Source organism: Bacillus sp. AFS029533 (genome assembly GCF_002585125.1).
In the GTDB taxonomy this organism is placed as follows: Bacteria; Bacillota; Bacilli; order Bacillales; family Bacillaceae_G; genus Gottfriedia; species Gottfriedia luciferensis_B.
The window spans coordinates 82886-98846 of record NZ_NUQC01000010.1; the positions used below are offsets into that span (position 1 = coordinate 82886).

Below are 15961 nucleotides of genomic sequence, written 5' to 3' on the forward strand. Positions count from 1 at the left end.
TCGCAAAGAGTCTAAGTTAATTTTAACAAGTAGACAACTAACTTTAAAAAAAGGTAATGAATTGAAGTCGATCGAGCTTCATAAGATAAATCGGATGACAATCGAACTCCGAAAATGGGGTAAAAACGAAGGCAAAATGGCAGCATATCAACGAAAAGTAAATTATATTGTTTTCTATGATAAAGATGATGAAGAGATTTTATCAATCCCTTCAACTTTTATTAAACCCGATTTACTTTTCCTTGAGATAAAATTATTAACTAGTCATTTAGTTGATTCTCCAACTATTGAAGTTTTTGAAAATGATGTTAGTGCTTAAAAGTAAAGTCGGGACTCGAATCTCGACTTTTTTTATTCATGTTCCGTTCATAATATGTTGTTATGATATTACTTAAAGATTTTATACATATTATCAACTAAATATCGGGGGACAGGTTTATTTATGAATGCTAAAAAAAGTTGGTGGATTTTATTTATTATTTCTCTTTGTGTCATTATTCCATTTATGGCTCCTTATTTTCTTATTGATCCTGAGAAAAGTCGTATCCAAATTAGTTCAACTTCAATTCAATATCCTGCTTTAATTACACATATCTTTTTTGCGTTTATTGCTTTAATTGCTGGATTTTTACAATTTGTAAAAAAGATTAGATCTCGTTATCCAAGAATCCATCGAATGATTGGAACTATTTACTATACTAGCGTTTTTATTAGTGGAATTTTGTCATTGATCGTAATATTTTATATTGAAAATTTTTCAAAAGTAATGTCTTTTCTTGTTTTAGCTATACTTTGGATTTTCACTACCATAAAAGGTATTCATAGCGCTAAGAAGAAAAACTACAATGCTCATCAAATCTGGATGACTCGAAGTTTTGGAATCACTTTAGTAGCAGTAAGTGGTCGAGTTTTAGTGCCATTTATATTATTAGCCTACTTTTTGCTAAATGGATTGCATCTACCTGGTGGAAGAGAACAAATGGTTGAGGAAGCCCTAAATGTTAATATATGGGTAGGTTTATTAATAAATTTAATCACAATTGAGTGGATTATATTAAAAAAGAAGGTAGATTAAGCGACCAATTTCGCTTTATATCTACCTCCTCTTTAATTACGATTTTTCTTAAACTGCTGTAGTTTTTCAAAAATAGCCCCGTAACGTTTTTCGTTACCTGCTTCTTTTGGTTTATAGTAAACTTGATTTACTAGTCGATCTGGAAGATATTGTTGATTTACCCAACCGCCAAAATTACCTAAAGGATGATCATGCGGATAAATATAACCAACCCCATGCCCCATATCCTTTGCTCCAGCATAGTGCGCATCTTTTAAATGTGCTGGAATATCATCATGTAGCCCACTTCTCACATCATTTAATGCTCGATCAATTGATGTGACACTAGAATTCGATTTGGATGACAAACAAAGTTCAATTACTGCATTAGAAAGAATAATTCTTGCTTCAGGAAATCCAACTTGCTTTGCGGCTTCACAAGCCAGGACAACCTTCCATGGATCGCCGGCTAATCCGATATCCTCATAAGCAATCACTAATAATCTTCGAATAATGCTAGTTAAATCGCCCGCTTCAATGAGCCTCGCCAAATAATAAAGTGCTGCATTTACATCACTTCCACGAATACTTTTTTGGAAACCAGACAATGTGTCATAATGAAAATCTCCATTTTTATCATGATTAAAACCTTTTGAACGTAGAAATTCATCAATAATTTCATCTTGTACTACAATCGTTCCGTCTGACTCTTTTGTTGAGCCGTATACAATTGATTCCAAAATATTTAATGATGATCTTGCATCTCCGTTTACTCCATGAGCAATTTTTAAAATTTGTTCCTCTGAAATTTGGATTTGCAAATTTCCTAATCCTCTATCCTCATCTCTTAATGCTTTATCTAATAATTTATAAATATGTTTTGGTAAGAGCGGTTCTAATTTTAAAATGTGGTTACATCGAGATCGTATTGCACTGTTAACATCGTGGTATGGGTTCTCAGTTGTTGCCCCAATTAACGTGATAAACCCGCTTTCTACATATGATAATAAATAATCCTGTTGCAACTTTGACCAACGATGAATTTCATCTGCAAAAAGAATGATCTCACCGAACATTTTCGCCTCATGAACGATATCCTCAAGTTCTTTTTTACCAGAAGTAGTCGCATTTACAGTTACAAAACGTTTATCAACAGTACCAGCAATTGCATGGGCAAACGATGTCTTACCTATTCCAGGTTCCCCGTGTATTAACATTGAAGGAACTCGTCCGTTATGTATTAATCGATATAACGCTGATTCTTTTCCGATAATTTTTTCCTGACCAATTAATTCATCAATCGTTCTTGGTCTCATACGGTATGCTAGAGGTTCATGACTCATTTTTCTCCCTCCTTTATAACTCTTTTTACTATTGTAATTGAATTGGAAACATTTTTCATCTGCACCTAGCAAATATTTCTTTTGACTAACAATTTATTTGGTGAAGATAATAATAGATGAAATAAAGAAGGTGAAAAAATGAATGCCCCAAAAACAAAATGGTCACTTGAAGATGAAAACACATTAATTGAACTAGTTGAAAAATACGAAAGTAAAGGTAAATCGAAGCAAGAAGCATTTGAAATGGTAGCAAATATTATCAATCGGACAAAGACAGCATGTGCTTCTAGATACCGAAAACTATCAAAAAATCAATTTAGAGAAATAAACAAACCTAAAGAAGTTAGTAAGTTAAATATGCTTATAAATCCTCCTTCACTGAATATTGAAATGGTCATCCAATTCTTAATGAATTTAGAACGAAACAATCAAGCTTCGAAGGAAAATAAACAGTTAAAAGAAAGAGTAGTTAAATTAAAAATTGACAATGAAAATTTAAACAAACAAATTGTTAATCTAAAAACATTAATCCAAAAGAAACAAAATGTTTTGCTCAATCTAACAGAATAAATTTGGACAAAATAATGTAAAACATTCACAGTATATCATCACTTGTACTATTGTATAATGAAGTAACAATATGCAAAGCAATAGTAAGGAGTATAATGAAATGAATTGGAAAAAAGGCGGTTTATGGATTATTATATTTTTTATTATTAAAGGTACGTTATCTACATTATTAATAGTTACCGGTGCCAAATACTTTAACTTATCATATCTCCAAATTCTACTCCTTGTAGTTGGACTATTAGTTATTTCACTAATTGGACGTCAATTTATGAGAAGACGGAAAAATAATGCTAAAAATGAGAAGGACTTAAATATGTAACCCCTTAGCCTATAAAGTAATGTGTCCGAGCAGATTGATTGAAAGCGCTGGTCTTTCGTGGCGTGAAGCCTAGTGAGGAGCGGAGTTACCCTAGACGGTAATGAACACCGCAGACTGGTGAAGCAACGAAGAAAGCGAGCGTTTTCGGGCAGTCTGAAACCCCCAAGAAATTTGGGGGTCTTTTTTATTTATTAGGCTTACGTTTATTCATTTCAATCGATTCCATATCGTTTACAACGCCATCTTTGCCAACCTTACCGTTTTTCTCAACTACATTATTTTTCCTGTTATACTTAACATTTAAATGATTGGATAAATTATCTACACTATGCTGTTTTGAATCTTTTTCCACGTCACTTGTACTATTACAAGCAGTTAATATTGATAATGATAATCCGAAAGTACAAAATACTTTCAATGCTCTATTCAATATCAAACACCTCCTATTGAAGGTAGTTTTTACATTAATAAATAAAAAAACTGTAGGAAATTAATTCCTACAGCTAGTATTATTAGTTATTCTTTACCTACACGCTGAATTTCAATATCCTTTATTAATTCACGTACTGCATGACTAGCTGCGATTAAGCCAGCAACTGATGGTACAAAGGCGTTTGAAGAAGGTGGCATTTTTGCTTTACGAATTTTTGTATTTTCATCTGGTACGATTTCTTTACGTACATCTTCACGAATAACAATAGGACTTTCATCTGAATAGACAACTGTTACTCCTTTTTGAATACCTTCTTTGCGAAGTTTAGTTCGAATAACCTTTGCAATAGGATCGTGAGTCGTTTTTGATATATCAGCAATTTTAAATCGAGTTGGATCCATCTTATTCGCAGCACCCATACTTGAAATAAGTGGAATTCCACGACGACGACACTCTTTAATTAAGTGAATTTTATATGTAATTGTATCAGAAGCATCAATTACATAATCTAATGGAATTTCGAAAAACTTTTCAAATGTTTCTTCTGTATAAAACATTCTATGTGTAATTACTTCGCACTCAGGATTAATCTCAAGAATACGTTGCTTCATCATTTCTACTTTAGGCTCTCCAACAGTTGATAATAAAGCATGAATTTGTCTATTCACGTTTGTAATATCAATAACATCTTTATCCACTAGTATTAAACGACCGACTCCAGAACGCGCTAAGGCTTCGGCAGAAAATGAGCCAACGCCTCCAATACCTAAAATAGCTACCGTACTGTTTTGTAATCGCTCTAAACCTGCTTTACCAAAAGCAAGCTCATTACGAGAAAATTGGTGTAACATTTATTCAACTCCCACTATCTTAATCAGATTACAATGATTTAAATATACATGATACAAGCTATTTACATCAAGCTTGAATTAAAGAAAAACCGAATTTTTCTTAATCCTTCAACAAGAAAAAGGAAAGGATTAAGAAAATTAATTCCTTCACCCTTCCTTTTTATTTTACTCTTCTACAGTTGTTTTTAACGCTAATTCTTCTAATTGTGCAGAAGAAACTGGACTTGGTGCATTTGTTAATAAGCAACTTGCTGATGCTGTTTTAGGGAATGCAATTGTGTCACGTAAATTTGAACGACCTGCAAGTAACATAACAATACGGTCTAAACCTAAGGCAATTCCGCCGTGTGGTGGAGTTCCGTATTCGAATGCTTCCATTAAGAAACCAAATTGCGCTTGTGCTTCTTCTTCAGAAAATCCTAAGCATTTGAACATTTTCTCTTGTATGTCTCTTTCGTAAATTCGAACTGATCCTCCACCAAGCTCGTAACCATTTAGCACTAAGTCATAAGCTTGAGCTTTAACACTACCTGGATCTGTATCTAATTTATCAATATCTTCACGAACAGGTGAAGTGAATGGATGATGAGCAGCAAAATAACGATTTAAATCTGCATCATATTCAAGTAATGGCCAGTCAGTAACCCATAAGAAATTGAATTTAGATTGATCAATTAAATCTAAGTCTTTACCTAGTTTTAATCGAAGTGCACCTAAGCTATTTGCAACTACTGAAGCATCTGAAGCTACAAATAAGATTAAGTCTCCTGCTTGTGCCTCTACAGCTAATTTTAATGTAGCAAATTCTTCTTCACTAAAGAATTTAGCAATTGGACCTTTGAAACCATCTTCTTCAAGTTTTAACCAAGCAAGACCTTTTGCTCCATAACGACCAGCATATTCTTGAAGACCATCGATGTCTTTACGAGAATAATTTGCTGCTTGACCTTTTACATTTAAACATTTTACTTGGCCACCGTTTTCAACAGCTGATGTAAATACTTTGAATCCACTTTCTTTAGCGAAAGAAGATACATCAATTAACTCTAATCCGAAACGAGTATCAGGCTTATCAGATCCATAGCGATTCATCGCTTCATCATAGCTCATACGAGGAAGTGGTGTAACTAGTTCAACACCTTTTGTTTCCTTCATCATTTTAACCATCATTCTTTCAGACATTTCCATTATTTCCTCTTGAGAAAGGAAGCTCGTTTCAATGTCTATTTGAGTAAATTCTGGTTGACGGTCAGCACGTAAATCTTCGTCACGGAAGCAACGTGCAATTTGGAAATAGCGTTCAAACCCTGAAACCATTAATAATTGTTTAAAAATTTGAGGTGATTGTGGTAATGCATAAAACTCACCAGGATGTACTCGGCTAGGAACTAAATAGTCACGAGCTCCTTCTGGTGTACTCTTTGTTAAAATTGGCGTTTCAACTTCTAAGAAGTCTTCACCATCTAAGAAATCACGAATTGATTTTGTAATTTTTGAACGTAATTTAAAAGTGTCATACATAACTGGACGACGTAGATCTAAATAACGATATTTTAAACGAAGGTCTTCTGCTACTTCCGTTTTATTTTCAATTGCAAATGGAGGATTCTTAGCTTTATTAATAATCTCAAGCTTTTCAACAGAAACTTCAATTGCTCCCGTTTCAAGATTTGTATTAGCTGTACCTTCACCACGAGATACTACTTTCCCGTGAACGTGAAGAATAAATTCATTACGAACAGTTTCAGCTAGAGCTAAAGCTTCACCTGAAGTTTCAGGATTAAAAACGATTTGTACAAGTCCAGAACGGTCACGTAAATCAATAAAAATTAATCCACCTAAATCACGTCTTTTTTGTACCCATCCTTTAAGTGTTATACTTTGACCAATATGTGATTCTCTTAGTTCTCCACATAAATGCGTTCGTTGTTCCATTTTCAATTCCCCCATTTGTTTATTTAGAGCTTACGTATTTTACAAAGATGTCTAATGCAACTTCTTCTTGTACACCAGTCTCTTGGTCTTTTAAATTAATGACTCCTCGAGATAATTCTTCTTCACCTAGAACCGCTACATATTTTGCTTTATAACGCTCCGCTGCTTTGAATTGCCCTTTTATTTTACGATCTTGGTAATCTTTTTCACAAACAAGACCAGCTTTACGCAATTGATATAAAATAGCCGTCGCTTCTTTTTTCACTTCTTCTCCAAGTCCAATTAGGAATACATCCATTTCTTGTTGGATTGGAAGCTCGATTCCTTCTGTTTCAAGAGCTAATAATAAACGCTCTATACTTAATGCGAAACCAATACCAGGAGTATTAGGACCACCGATTTCTTCAACTAATCCGTTATAACGACCACCACCACTTAAAGTTGAAATTGTACCGAATCCTTTACCTTCTAACATGATTTCAAATACAGTGTGATTATAATAATCTAAACCACGTACTAAATTTGAATCGATCTCAAACGGAATTTTCATAGCTGTTAAATAAGATTGTACAGCTTCGAAATAGTTCATAGATTCTTCATTTAAATATTCTAAAATGGATGGTGCTGTCTTCATCGAAGGGTGATCGTGATCCTTTTTACAATCTAAAACACGTAATGGATTAGTTTCTAAACGATTATTACAATCACTACATAACTCATGTGCTACCGGTTTAAAATGCTTCACAAGCGCTTCACGGTGTGCTTTACGGCTTTCTAAGTCACCTAAACTATTAAGTACTAACTTAACATTTTTCAATCCAAGACCACGATATAAATCCATTGATAGAGCTAATACTTCTGCATCGATCGAAGGATCATTACTACCTAAAGCTTCGATACCGAATTGTACGAACTGACGATAGCGACCAGCCTGTGGACGTTCATAACGGAACATAGGACCGATATAGTACAACTTTGTAGGTTGATTGCCATTTCCGTACATTTTATTTTCAACATAAGAACGAGCGATTGATGCAGTTCCTTCTGGACGTAATGTTAATTGACGATCTCCACGATCAGTAAATGTATACATTTCTTTTTGAACAATATCCGTTGTATCTCCAACACCACGTTGGAATAATTCAGTATGTTCAAAGATTGGTGTACGAATTTCGTTATAGTTATATCGTTTGCATAAGTCTCTTGCAAACTTTTCAATATACTGCCATTTTTCAACTGTACCAGGTAAAAGATCCTGAGTACCTCTTGGGATATTAATCGACATTTTAAATCCTCCTAAATAATAAACCTCTATAAATACAAAAAACCCTCGTCCCTACTGAAATAAAAACAGTAGGGACGAGAGTTATAAGCCCGTGGTGCCACCCTAATTGAAGAACAATAAACTGTTCTCCCACTTTCATCGTTAACGCCGATTACGTTTATCCTTACTAGAAATCGTTCAGAATAAAGCCTCAGGAGTGTCTTTCAAATAGTCTACTTGTGGAAATGCTCTCAGCCACGGCACTTCCTCTCTATACAAGAGATCCTATCCTACTTTTCTCCGTCTATGGAATGTTACTATGTATCAATATGTTATTTTATATCTTACGTTCGGATACAACAAATGTCAAGAACAGTTAAATATTTTTTACGAACGCTCCAACTGTCTTTTTAAATCACGCACTTCTCTTAAAGTTAAACCAAACTCACTTGCCATCTCTAATGAATTCGATTCTTGCCCCCTATTTTGAAACTCATGAAAATCCATATTCAAGACACCTTTTCTACCGGATCCTAGACTATTACGATTATTTATTCTCATGCTGCAGTCTCCTTCCAAGTATGTTGTTATATAGGATGTCCAATTAATTAATGGATTAAACAATCAAAATATTACCTGAATACTTTGGGAAGCTTTTAATTGAATTAATATTTTTTGTACATCACTTATATAGTTCTATGGATTCAGAGAAAACGAAATGGAATCTAATCAATTTTGAGTAGTATTTAATGTGGATATTCTTGAAAGTAGATTTTATTTAGTAAAATTTGATGTTTTTATTGATAATTACATAAATCTATTGAGATTAATTGTGTTTATCAGGGTTTTATTTGCGATTTCTGATTTTTAATTGCGATTCTCTATTTTTATTTGCGATTCCTAGTTTTTATTTGCCATTCCAAAATTTTATTTGCCATTCCTAGTTTTTATTTGCAATCCCAGGGTTTTATTTGCGATTCCCTATTTTTATTTGCCATTCCTAGTTTTTATTTGCCATTCCCAGTTTTTATTTGCGTTTCCCAAATTTTATTTGCGATTCCCGAATTTTATTTACCATTCTTAGTTTTTATTTGCCATTCCAGGGTTTTATTTGCCATTCCCTATTATTATTGCGATTTCCAGTCATTACTTACTATATCCAACAAATCTTCCTCTCAACTAAAAAAACCATGGTACATACCATGGTCTAATGAAATATTCTTAAACTAGATTGAACACTTTCAACTGATCCGTCTATGAAATACATTAATCCGTAATAAACTAGGATGATTAAAATAACAAATAAAAGTGCTTTAAAGAAACTTTTGAGGATTGTAAACAAAATTACACCAGCGATTAGAATTAACACGATTGTAATTATGTCCATATAGTTACCTCCTCTGAATTCTTTGTAAGAACCCGTGTACTTCAGTATATTCGTTAAATGAAGTTATTATTTTAATAATTAAGTCTATCAAAAAAAAATGCCTCCTTTTTGGAAAAGGAGGTTAAAGATTAGCTTATTTACTTTCAATCATAATGGTAATTGGTCCCCAGTTTGTAAAGGTTACTTCCATATCTGCACCAAATATGCCCGTTTGTACTTCGTATCCTTGTTCTCGTAAATATGAATTAAAATATTCGTATAATTCATTTGCGATTTCTGGTTTAGCTGCATCTGTGAAGCTTGGGCGTCTACCTTTTCTCGTATCGCCATATAAGGTGAATTGAGAAACGGATAGAATCTGGCCTCCAACATCATTTAATGATAAATTCATTTTTCCGAGTTCATCTTCAAAGATTCTTAGGTTAACTGCTTTGTCAGCACAATATTTAACATCTTCTATAGTGTCTTCATGCGTTATTCCGACTAACAATAATAACCCTTTAGGTATTTGACCTACTACTTTTCCATCTACTACGACTTTTGCTTCTTTTGTGCGCTGTAATAATACTTTCATAAGCGGCACCTCCTATTAGTGGAAAATACGTCTCACAGAGTAAATGTCTGGAATTTGTTTAACCTTATCCACTACTTTTTGCAGGTGGTTTATATTACGAATAGACAAACTCATTGTAATAGTTGCCATTTTATTTCGATCATTTTTTCCTGTTACTGAAGAGATATTCGTTTTTGTTTCATTTACAACTGAAAGAACTTCATTTAAAAGACCACGACGATCGTAACCGAAAATTTCTATATCAACGTTATAATCACGTTCAAACGTTGGGCTTTCTTCCCAATCAACTTCAATAAAGCGATCTTCTTCACTATCATTTAACATGTTTACACAATCGCTTCTATGAACTGAGATTCCTCTGCCTTTTGTGATATAGCCAACAATATCATCACCTGGTACAGGATTACAGCATTTTGATAAACGGATTAATAAATTATCTACACCTTTTACAGAAATTCCAGCATCTTTTCGACGTGATGGAGCTTTTTTAAGATCCGAGGAAAGTTCTTTTAATCGGTCTTCTAGCTCAATTTCTGTACGTTTACGGAATCTATCTGTTAAACGGTGAGCAATCTGTGTTGCAGTAATTCCATTGTATCCAACGGCTGCATACATATCTTCTGCATTAGAGAAATTAAATTTCTCTGCGACGCGTTTTAAATTTTCAGATGTTAATACTTCTTTTAAATCACATTCTAAAGCCTTAATTTCTTTTTCAACTAATTCCTTGCCCTTTTCAACATTCTCTTCTCTTCTTTGCTTTTTAAAATATTGACGTATTTTATTTTTAGCATGTGAAGACTGAGCGACCTTTAACCAGTCTTGGCTAGGTCCATACGAATGCTTCGATGTCATAATCTCAACGATATCACCGGTTTTAAGTTTATAATCAAGTGGTACCATTTTTCCATTTACTTTTGAACCAATTGTTTTATTTCCAATTTCAGAGTGAATTCGGTAAGCAAAATCGATTGGAACAGATCCTAGTGGTAATTCAAAAACATCACCTTTTGGAGTAAATACAAAAACCATATCAGAGAATAAATCCATTTTTACTGATTCCATGAACTCTTCTGCATTTGTTGAATTATCTTGCCATTCGATAATTTCACGGAACCAACTTAATTTATTTTCTAACGTTTTTTGTGAAGTAAGATTTCCATTATCTTCTTTATATGCCCAGTGTGCTGCAACACCATATTCAGCAATTTGGTGCATTTCTTGTGTACGAATTTGTACTTCTAGTGGTTCACCTTTTGGTCCGATTACAGTCGTATGAAGAGATTGATACAGATTTGCCTTTGGCATGGCAATATAATCTTTAAAACGACCTGGCATTGGTTTCCAGCTTGTATGAATTACGCCTAAAACAGCGTAGCAATCTTTAATACTATTAACAATTACACGTACGGCTAATAAGTCATAGATCTCGTTAAATTGTTTATTCTGCTTAGCCATTTTATGATAAATGCTATAAATATGCTTAGGACGTCCAGAAATTTCTGTTTTGATTTCTACATCTTCAAGTTGAGTTGAGATTTCGTTTATAACCTCTTCTAAATATTGCTCGCGCTCTGCTCTTTTTCGCTTCATTAAGTTAACGATTCGATAGTATTGTTGTGGATTTAAATAGCGTAATGCTGTATCTTCAAGCTCCCACTTTACTTTACTAATCCCTAGTCGATGAGCTAGCGGTGCAAATATTTCTAACGTTTCATTTGCAATTCGCATACGTTTTTCTTGAGGTAAGTGTTTTAACGTTCTCATATTGTGAAGGCGATCGGCTAATTTAATTAATATAACTCTCAAGTCCTGTGCCATCGCTACAAACATTTTGCGATGATTTTCAGCTTGCTGTTCTTCCTTCGATTTAAACTTGATTTTACCTAACTTTGTTACACCATCTACAAGCATAGATACTTCTTTGCCAAAATGGGTCTCTAAGTCCTCTTTAGATACTTCAGTATCCTCTACTACATCATGAAGAAACCCAGCACTAATGGTTGTAGCATCCATCTCTAAGCCAACAAGGATACCTGCTACTTGAACCGGATGTATAATATATGGTTCACCTGACTTACGAAATTGCTCACTATGTGCGTCACGAGCATATTCATAAGCACGTTTAATAAACGCCACATCATCCTCTTTTAAATAATGGGTCGCTTGCTCTAAAACCTGTTCTGCTGTCAAAACTTGCTCAGTAGCCATCTAATCACCTTAAATCATTATTTCTTTTATTATCATGAAAATTTCGTTTTTTGTAAAGCAGGAGTCGTCAAATTTCATTTTTTTTTGCAGATCTTTGATAGAAAAAGAGCACTCTGATTAATCAGAGTACCCCGTTTGGATAACATTATCATATGTTAAAAATTAATATGTCATTAGTGTAAATATATCATAACCTTCTAATTTTTTACGACCTTCTAAGTAAGAAAGCTCAATTAAGAAAGCAATACCTACTACAATTCCACCTAATTCTTCAACTAGTTTGATTGTAGCTTCAATCGTACCACCAGTAGCTAATAAATCATCAGTGATCAGAATACGTTGACCTGGTTTAATAGCATCTTTATGCATTGTTAACGTATTTGTACCATATTCTAAATCGTAGTTGTAGCTAATAACTTCACGAGGTAATTTACCTGGTTTACGAACAGGTGCAAAACCTATTTCTAAAGCGTAAGAAATTGGACAACCAACGATAAATCCACGAGCTTCTGGTCCAACTACTAAATCAACATCTTTTTCTTTCGCATAAGCTACGATTTGATCAGTTGCTTCTTTATAAGCTTTTCCATCATTCATTAATGATGAAATATCTTTAAACTGAACGCCTTCTTTTGGCCAGTCTGGTACGATCGTTATATAATCTTTTAAATTCATTAAATAAGTGCCTCCCCATTTTCGGAAAAATGACTTTTCATATTTTGAAAAAATGTAGTTAATTCATCACATTTTGAGTACAGAAACAAACGTTCTAGTTCAATACTAGCTAATTTTCTTGCATAGGTATTAGATAAAGAGAGATCTTTCTTCTCAGTTTGTGGCAACAAACGAATTTTTCCATCCTCTATTGTAACAAATTCTAAATCAAAAAACACCTTTGTCATAAAATCGACTTGTTCTTTTTTCCATCCCATCTTACGACATAATGCCACTTCATACATATTCATGTCAAATGGATTGGTATTCGCTAAGATTGAATAGAATTTTTTAAAACTTTCTCTACTCGGAATTGGTGAGAAGAAATGTAATTCTTCTTGATTAAAAATTAAGTAGATACGCTCTGATAATCCTTTTCGAAAAACCTCTTTCAAATCATTTTCAGAACTAGGTAAATCAAGTAGGATCACATAATTATTTTGTATATTAATATCTAAGTTTAGTACATCTTCGTATGCAACAAACGTAGAAATAGGATATTTAGTCTTTAAATTTTCATATTCATTTGATGATTGATGTAAAAATATGAATTTTTCTTCGGTATGAGGTAAAGTTAATCGATGTGGCTCTTGACCTCTTAAGTCAAATAACTGCCAATGATTTACTTTAATATCATGAATCATTAACTGTGGCTTTCGTTTACCATTCCATTCATTGATAGAAGCCATTCCTAAGCAGGATACTTTTGAACCAGCTGCAATTTCATTAGCAACATGTCCAAATCCGAACCCTACAGCATCAAGGAATGTAACGTCATCTTTTAGTTGTACTTTAAGATGTGCACCTTCATTACCGATTTGTTTAATATTTAGAGCATCAACCTCATTTATTTCTAAAACAGGTTTTGGATTATGCATCCCAAAAGGTGCCAGCATATTTAATTCATTAATAAATGAGATTGAAACTTCACTAGCCTGACATTTTAAATCGACTTCTTTTAATGGGATAAAATCTTCATCTGTCATAATTTGATCTGCATATTCATTTAAACGATGTCTTAATAGCTCGACATCTTCAATAGCTAATGTCATACCAGCAGCAAGTGTATGGCCTCCAAAATGAGGTAAAATATCTTTACATTTTGTTAAGTTTTCAAATAAAGAAAAACCTTCAATGCTCCTTGCAGAACCTTTTGCAATTCCTTTTTCATGATCAATACTTAGAACAATTACTGGTTTGTAAAAGCGATCAACTAATTTCGAAGCTACGATTCCAACTACTCCTGCATTCCAGCCTTCTTTTGCGACAATAATCACTTTATTTGAACAAGATGAATCAAGTTCGTTAACTTGCTTAATTGCCTCTTCTGTCATACGTGAAACTAATTCTTGTCGTTCCTTATTTAAGATTTCAATTTGCTCTGCTCTTTTTTTAGCAATAGCTCTATCATTTTCTAAAACTAAATCTACTGCAGGCTTAGCATCGCCAAGTCTACCAACTGCGTTAATTCTAGGACCAATTGCAAATCCAATTGTTTCTTCCGTAATTGAATCTGTTGTGGTTCCACTAATTTCTAAAAGAGCTCTTAGTCCTTCACGCTGAGTTTGCTTTAGTTGCCTTACACCTTTTTTTACGATTAAACGATTTTCATCAACTAATGGTACTAAATCAGCAACTGTCCCAATCGAAACTAGTTCCAAATATTCCTCTGGCTCCCTACCTAATAATGCGGAAGCGAATTTAAACACAACTCCTACACCTGCTAATTCTTTAAAAGGATAGCTAGGACTTAGCTTTGGATGAATAATTGCAATAGCGTTTGGTAATACTTCTGGTGGTTCATGATGATCCGTAATAATTACATCCATACCTAGTTCATTTGCAAAATTAACTTCCTCAGCTGCAGAAATACCTGTATCTACAGTAATGATTAATGAATAACCTTGTTCATTTGCCCATTTAAATGCATTCTTATTTGGACCATACCCTTCAGTAAAACGATTTGGTATATAAAAATCTACTTTTGCTTCTAGTTCGATTAATGTTAAATACAATACTGAAGTACTGCTAACTCCATCTGCATCATAATCGCCAAAAATTAATATTTTTTCATCTTCTTCAATTGCTTGAAACACTCTGTCAATTGCAAGATCCATACCCTCTAATAAAAACGGGTCATGAAAGCTCATTTGATCTTCATATAAAAACTTACTTGCTGCATCTACTGTATTAAATCCACGAGTAACAAGTAGCTTAGCTAATAGAGGGGAAATCTGTAATTCTTTACTTAATAATTGCTCTTCTTGGTGATTCGATAATTTCGGTTTCCAACGTGCTTTTGACTTTAACAATACTCTCACCCCTAACTGTACTATTATACTAAAGTAAACTTATTGGATGAAAGAGTTATTTTTATCATTATATGGATTAATATGGACAAAAACATTTTCCACATCTTTTTGTTCCATCAACTTTGCTTTAACATTTTTACCAATCTTATGTCCTTCTTCAACGGTTATATATGGATCTACTGAGACTTTTATATCGATGATGACGTAATAGCCGTGTTCTCTTGCATAGAGAGAATTTATCTCTTTAACTCCTTCTACATTCCTAACTACTTCTTTATATGGTTCAATATCTTCTTCATGAAGGACATGATCCATTGTTGTATGTATTGATTCTGCTCCAATATCCCACGCCATTTTTAAAATCATAATTGCTACAATAAGCCCAGCCGCAGGGTCTGCATATAAAAGTACTGGCATATTAAATTTAGTACCAAGAATTGCAATACCAATACCAACCATAGCTGCAGCAGATGAGTATACATCAGAGCGATGTTCATATGCATTAGCGATGATTGCGTCACTATTTAACCTTTTCCCTAAAGCATATTTATAGCGAAACATCCATTCTTTTAAAAAGATAGATATAAAAGCTGCTAATAAAGCAATTAACTCTGGTGGATGAACTGGCTTAAAAAACGCGGTTATAGATGATTTAGTTATTTCAATTCCAACGATAAATAAAAGTACGGCAACAATAATAGCAGCGATTGATTCAGCTTTACCATGGCCATAAGGATGGTCCTCGTCCGGTGGCATTTTTGCAGCTCTTAAACCAAATAAAACCGCTATCGAACCGACCACATCTGACGCTGAATGTACTGCATCGGCCATTAAAGCTTTACTATTTCCAATATATCCGATAATTGCTTTAACAATTGCTAGAAGTAAATTTCCATATATTCCGATATAAGCCCCTTTCTTGGCTTCCTTATAACGCTCTTCCTGTTCCATATACTTTACCTACTTCCCTTTTTCTAACTGTAAAAAATACACT

16 protein-coding genes and 1 other annotated feature are annotated in these 15961 nt (G+C 33.7%); of the genes, 4 read left to right on the top strand and 12 right to left on the bottom strand.

All coding sequences use genetic code 11. From position 1 onward, the window contains the following. The first annotated feature begins 61 nt into the window (after nucleotides 1-61). Nucleotides 62-319 carry a hypothetical protein gene (locus tag COE53_RS05335; protein WP_142350394.1) on the top strand — a complete coding sequence of 86 codons (258 nt, stop codon included), beginning with the start codon at nucleotides 62-64 and terminating at the stop codon, nucleotides 317-319. Between the two features lie 123 nt (nucleotides 320-442). Next, complete coding sequence (locus COE53_RS05340) at nucleotides 443-1075, top strand: DUF2306 domain-containing protein (protein ID WP_098947536.1); 633 nt, start codon at nucleotides 443-445, stop codon at nucleotides 1073-1075. A gap of 32 nt (nucleotides 1076-1107) precedes the next feature. Here the strand turns inward: COE53_RS05340 and COE53_RS05345 are convergent, their stop codons facing one another. After that, on the bottom strand, nucleotides 1108-2397 hold the full coding sequence (locus tag COE53_RS05345) for a replication-associated recombination protein A (RefSeq protein ID WP_091022709.1): 1290 nt from the start codon (nucleotides 2395-2397) through the stop codon (nucleotides 1108-1110). Nucleotides 2398-2535: 138 nt separating this feature from the next. Here COE53_RS05345 and COE53_RS05350 point away from each other — a divergent pair, with 138 nt between their 5' ends. After that, nucleotides 2536-2967, top strand: a complete 432-nt coding sequence (locus tag COE53_RS05350; protein ID WP_098947537.1) for an SANT/Myb-like DNA-binding domain-containing protein — start codon at nucleotides 2536-2538, stop codon at nucleotides 2965-2967. Nucleotides 2968-3067: 100 nt separating this feature from the next. After that, nucleotides 3068-3286 (top strand): hypothetical protein, encoded by a 219-nt coding sequence (locus COE53_RS05355; protein WP_098947538.1) that lies wholly within the window; start codon nucleotides 3068-3070, stop codon nucleotides 3284-3286. 184 nt (nucleotides 3287-3470) lie between these two features. Here COE53_RS05355 and COE53_RS05360 read toward each other — a convergent pair whose 3' ends face one another. From COE53_RS05360 to COE53_RS05410, 11 genes are all read right to left on the bottom strand, one after another. After that, nucleotides 3471-3716, bottom strand: coding sequence for a hypothetical protein (locus tag COE53_RS05360; protein ID WP_069035147.1), 246 nt, complete (start codon nucleotides 3714-3716; stop codon nucleotides 3471-3473). A gap of 86 nt (nucleotides 3717-3802) precedes the next feature. After that, nucleotides 3803-4570 carry a tRNA threonylcarbamoyladenosine dehydratase gene (locus tag COE53_RS05365; RefSeq protein ID WP_069035148.1) on the bottom strand — a complete coding sequence of 256 codons (768 nt, stop codon included), beginning with the start codon at nucleotides 4568-4570 and terminating at the stop codon, nucleotides 3803-3805. A gap of 165 nt (nucleotides 4571-4735) precedes the next feature. Further along, nucleotides 4736-6505 carry an aspartate--tRNA ligase gene (gene aspS, locus COE53_RS05370; RefSeq protein ID WP_069035149.1) on the bottom strand — a complete coding sequence of 590 codons (1770 nt, stop codon included), beginning with the start codon at nucleotides 6503-6505 and terminating at the stop codon, nucleotides 4736-4738. A 19-nt stretch (nucleotides 6506-6524) separates the two neighbouring features. Further along, a complete protein-coding gene (gene hisS, locus COE53_RS05375; RefSeq protein ID WP_069035150.1) occupies nucleotides 6525-7790 on the bottom strand; it encodes a histidine--tRNA ligase in 1266 nt (421 codons plus the stop codon). Nucleotides 7791-7857: 67 nt separating this feature from the next. Continuing rightward, nucleotides 7858-8085, bottom strand: a binding site (T-box leader). Nucleotides 8086-8156: 71 nt separating this feature from the next. Continuing rightward, nucleotides 8157-8330, bottom strand: a complete 174-nt coding sequence (locus COE53_RS23850; RefSeq protein WP_088013656.1) for a hypothetical protein — start codon at nucleotides 8328-8330, stop codon at nucleotides 8157-8159. Nucleotides 8331-8976: 646 nt separating this feature from the next. Then, nucleotides 8977-9156, bottom strand: coding sequence for a hypothetical protein (locus COE53_RS05385; RefSeq protein ID WP_069035151.1), 180 nt, complete (start codon nucleotides 9154-9156; stop codon nucleotides 8977-8979). A gap of 133 nt (nucleotides 9157-9289) precedes the next feature. Beyond that, nucleotides 9290-9730: a D-aminoacyl-tRNA deacylase gene (gene dtd, locus COE53_RS05390; protein WP_091022713.1), complete on the bottom strand. Its 441-nt coding sequence runs from the start codon at nucleotides 9728-9730 to the stop codon at nucleotides 9290-9292. A gap of 15 nt (nucleotides 9731-9745) precedes the next feature. Continuing rightward, entirely contained in the window at nucleotides 9746-11941 is a 2196-nt protein-coding gene (locus COE53_RS05395) for a RelA/SpoT family protein (protein WP_069035153.1), read from the bottom strand. A 162-nt stretch (nucleotides 11942-12103) separates the two neighbouring features. After that, nucleotides 12104-12616 (bottom strand): adenine phosphoribosyltransferase, encoded by a 513-nt coding sequence (locus tag COE53_RS05400; protein ID WP_069035154.1) that lies wholly within the window; start codon nucleotides 12614-12616, stop codon nucleotides 12104-12106. Beyond that, complete coding sequence (recJ, locus tag COE53_RS05405) at nucleotides 12616-14967, bottom strand: single-stranded-DNA-specific exonuclease RecJ (protein ID WP_098947539.1); 2352 nt, start codon at nucleotides 14965-14967, stop codon at nucleotides 12616-12618. The genes COE53_RS05400 and recJ overlap by 1 nt, the downstream gene beginning before the upstream one ends. 39 nt (nucleotides 14968-15006) lie before the next feature. Then, a complete protein-coding gene (locus COE53_RS05410; protein ID WP_069035156.1) occupies nucleotides 15007-15918 on the bottom strand; it encodes a cation diffusion facilitator family transporter in 912 nt (303 codons plus the stop codon). Nucleotides 15919-15961: the final 43 nt, after the last annotated feature.

Bases quoted from the DNA above. Each gene is read 5' to 3' on its own strand.
- COE53_RS23850 (WP_088013656.1), bottom strand. From the start codon at position 8,330: ATGAGAATAAATAATCGTAATAGTCTAGGATCCGGTAGAAAAGGTGTC.
- COE53_RS05365 (WP_069035148.1), bottom strand. From the start codon at position 4,570: ATGTTACACCAATTTTCTCGTAATGAGCTTGCTTTTGGTAAAGCAGGT.
- dtd (WP_091022713.1), bottom strand. From the start codon at position 9,730: ATGAAAGTATTATTACAGCGCACAAAAGAAGCAAAAGTCGTAGTAGAT.
- COE53_RS05385 (WP_069035151.1), bottom strand. From the start codon at position 9,156: ATGGACATAATTACAATCGTGTTAATTCTAATCGCTGGTGTAATTTTG.
- COE53_RS05345 (WP_091022709.1), bottom strand. From the start codon at position 2,397: ATGAGTCATGAACCTCTAGCATACCGTATGAGACCAAGAACGATTGAT.
- COE53_RS05410 (WP_069035156.1), bottom strand. From the start codon at position 15,918: ATGGAACAGGAAGAGCGTTATAAGGAAGCCAAGAAAGGGGCTTATATC.
- COE53_RS05355 (WP_098947538.1), top strand. From the start codon at position 3,068: ATGAATTGGAAAAAAGGCGGTTTATGGATTATTATATTTTTTATTATT.
- COE53_RS05395 (WP_069035153.1), bottom strand. From the start codon at position 11,941: ATGGCTACTGAGCAAGTTTTGACAGCAGAACAGGTTTTAGAGCAAGCG.
- COE53_RS05350 (WP_098947537.1), top strand. From the start codon at position 2,536: ATGAATGCCCCAAAAACAAAATGGTCACTTGAAGATGAAAACACATTA.
- COE53_RS05340 (WP_098947536.1), top strand. From the start codon at position 443: ATGAATGCTAAAAAAAGTTGGTGGATTTTATTTATTATTTCTCTTTGT.
- hisS (WP_069035150.1), bottom strand. From the start codon at position 7,790: ATGTCGATTAATATCCCAAGAGGTACTCAGGATCTTTTACCTGGTACA.
- COE53_RS05400 (WP_069035154.1), bottom strand. From the start codon at position 12,616: ATGAATTTAAAAGATTATATAACGATCGTACCAGACTGGCCAAAAGAA.
- aspS (WP_069035149.1), bottom strand. From the start codon at position 6,505: ATGGAACAACGAACGCATTTATGTGGAGAACTAAGAGAATCACATATT.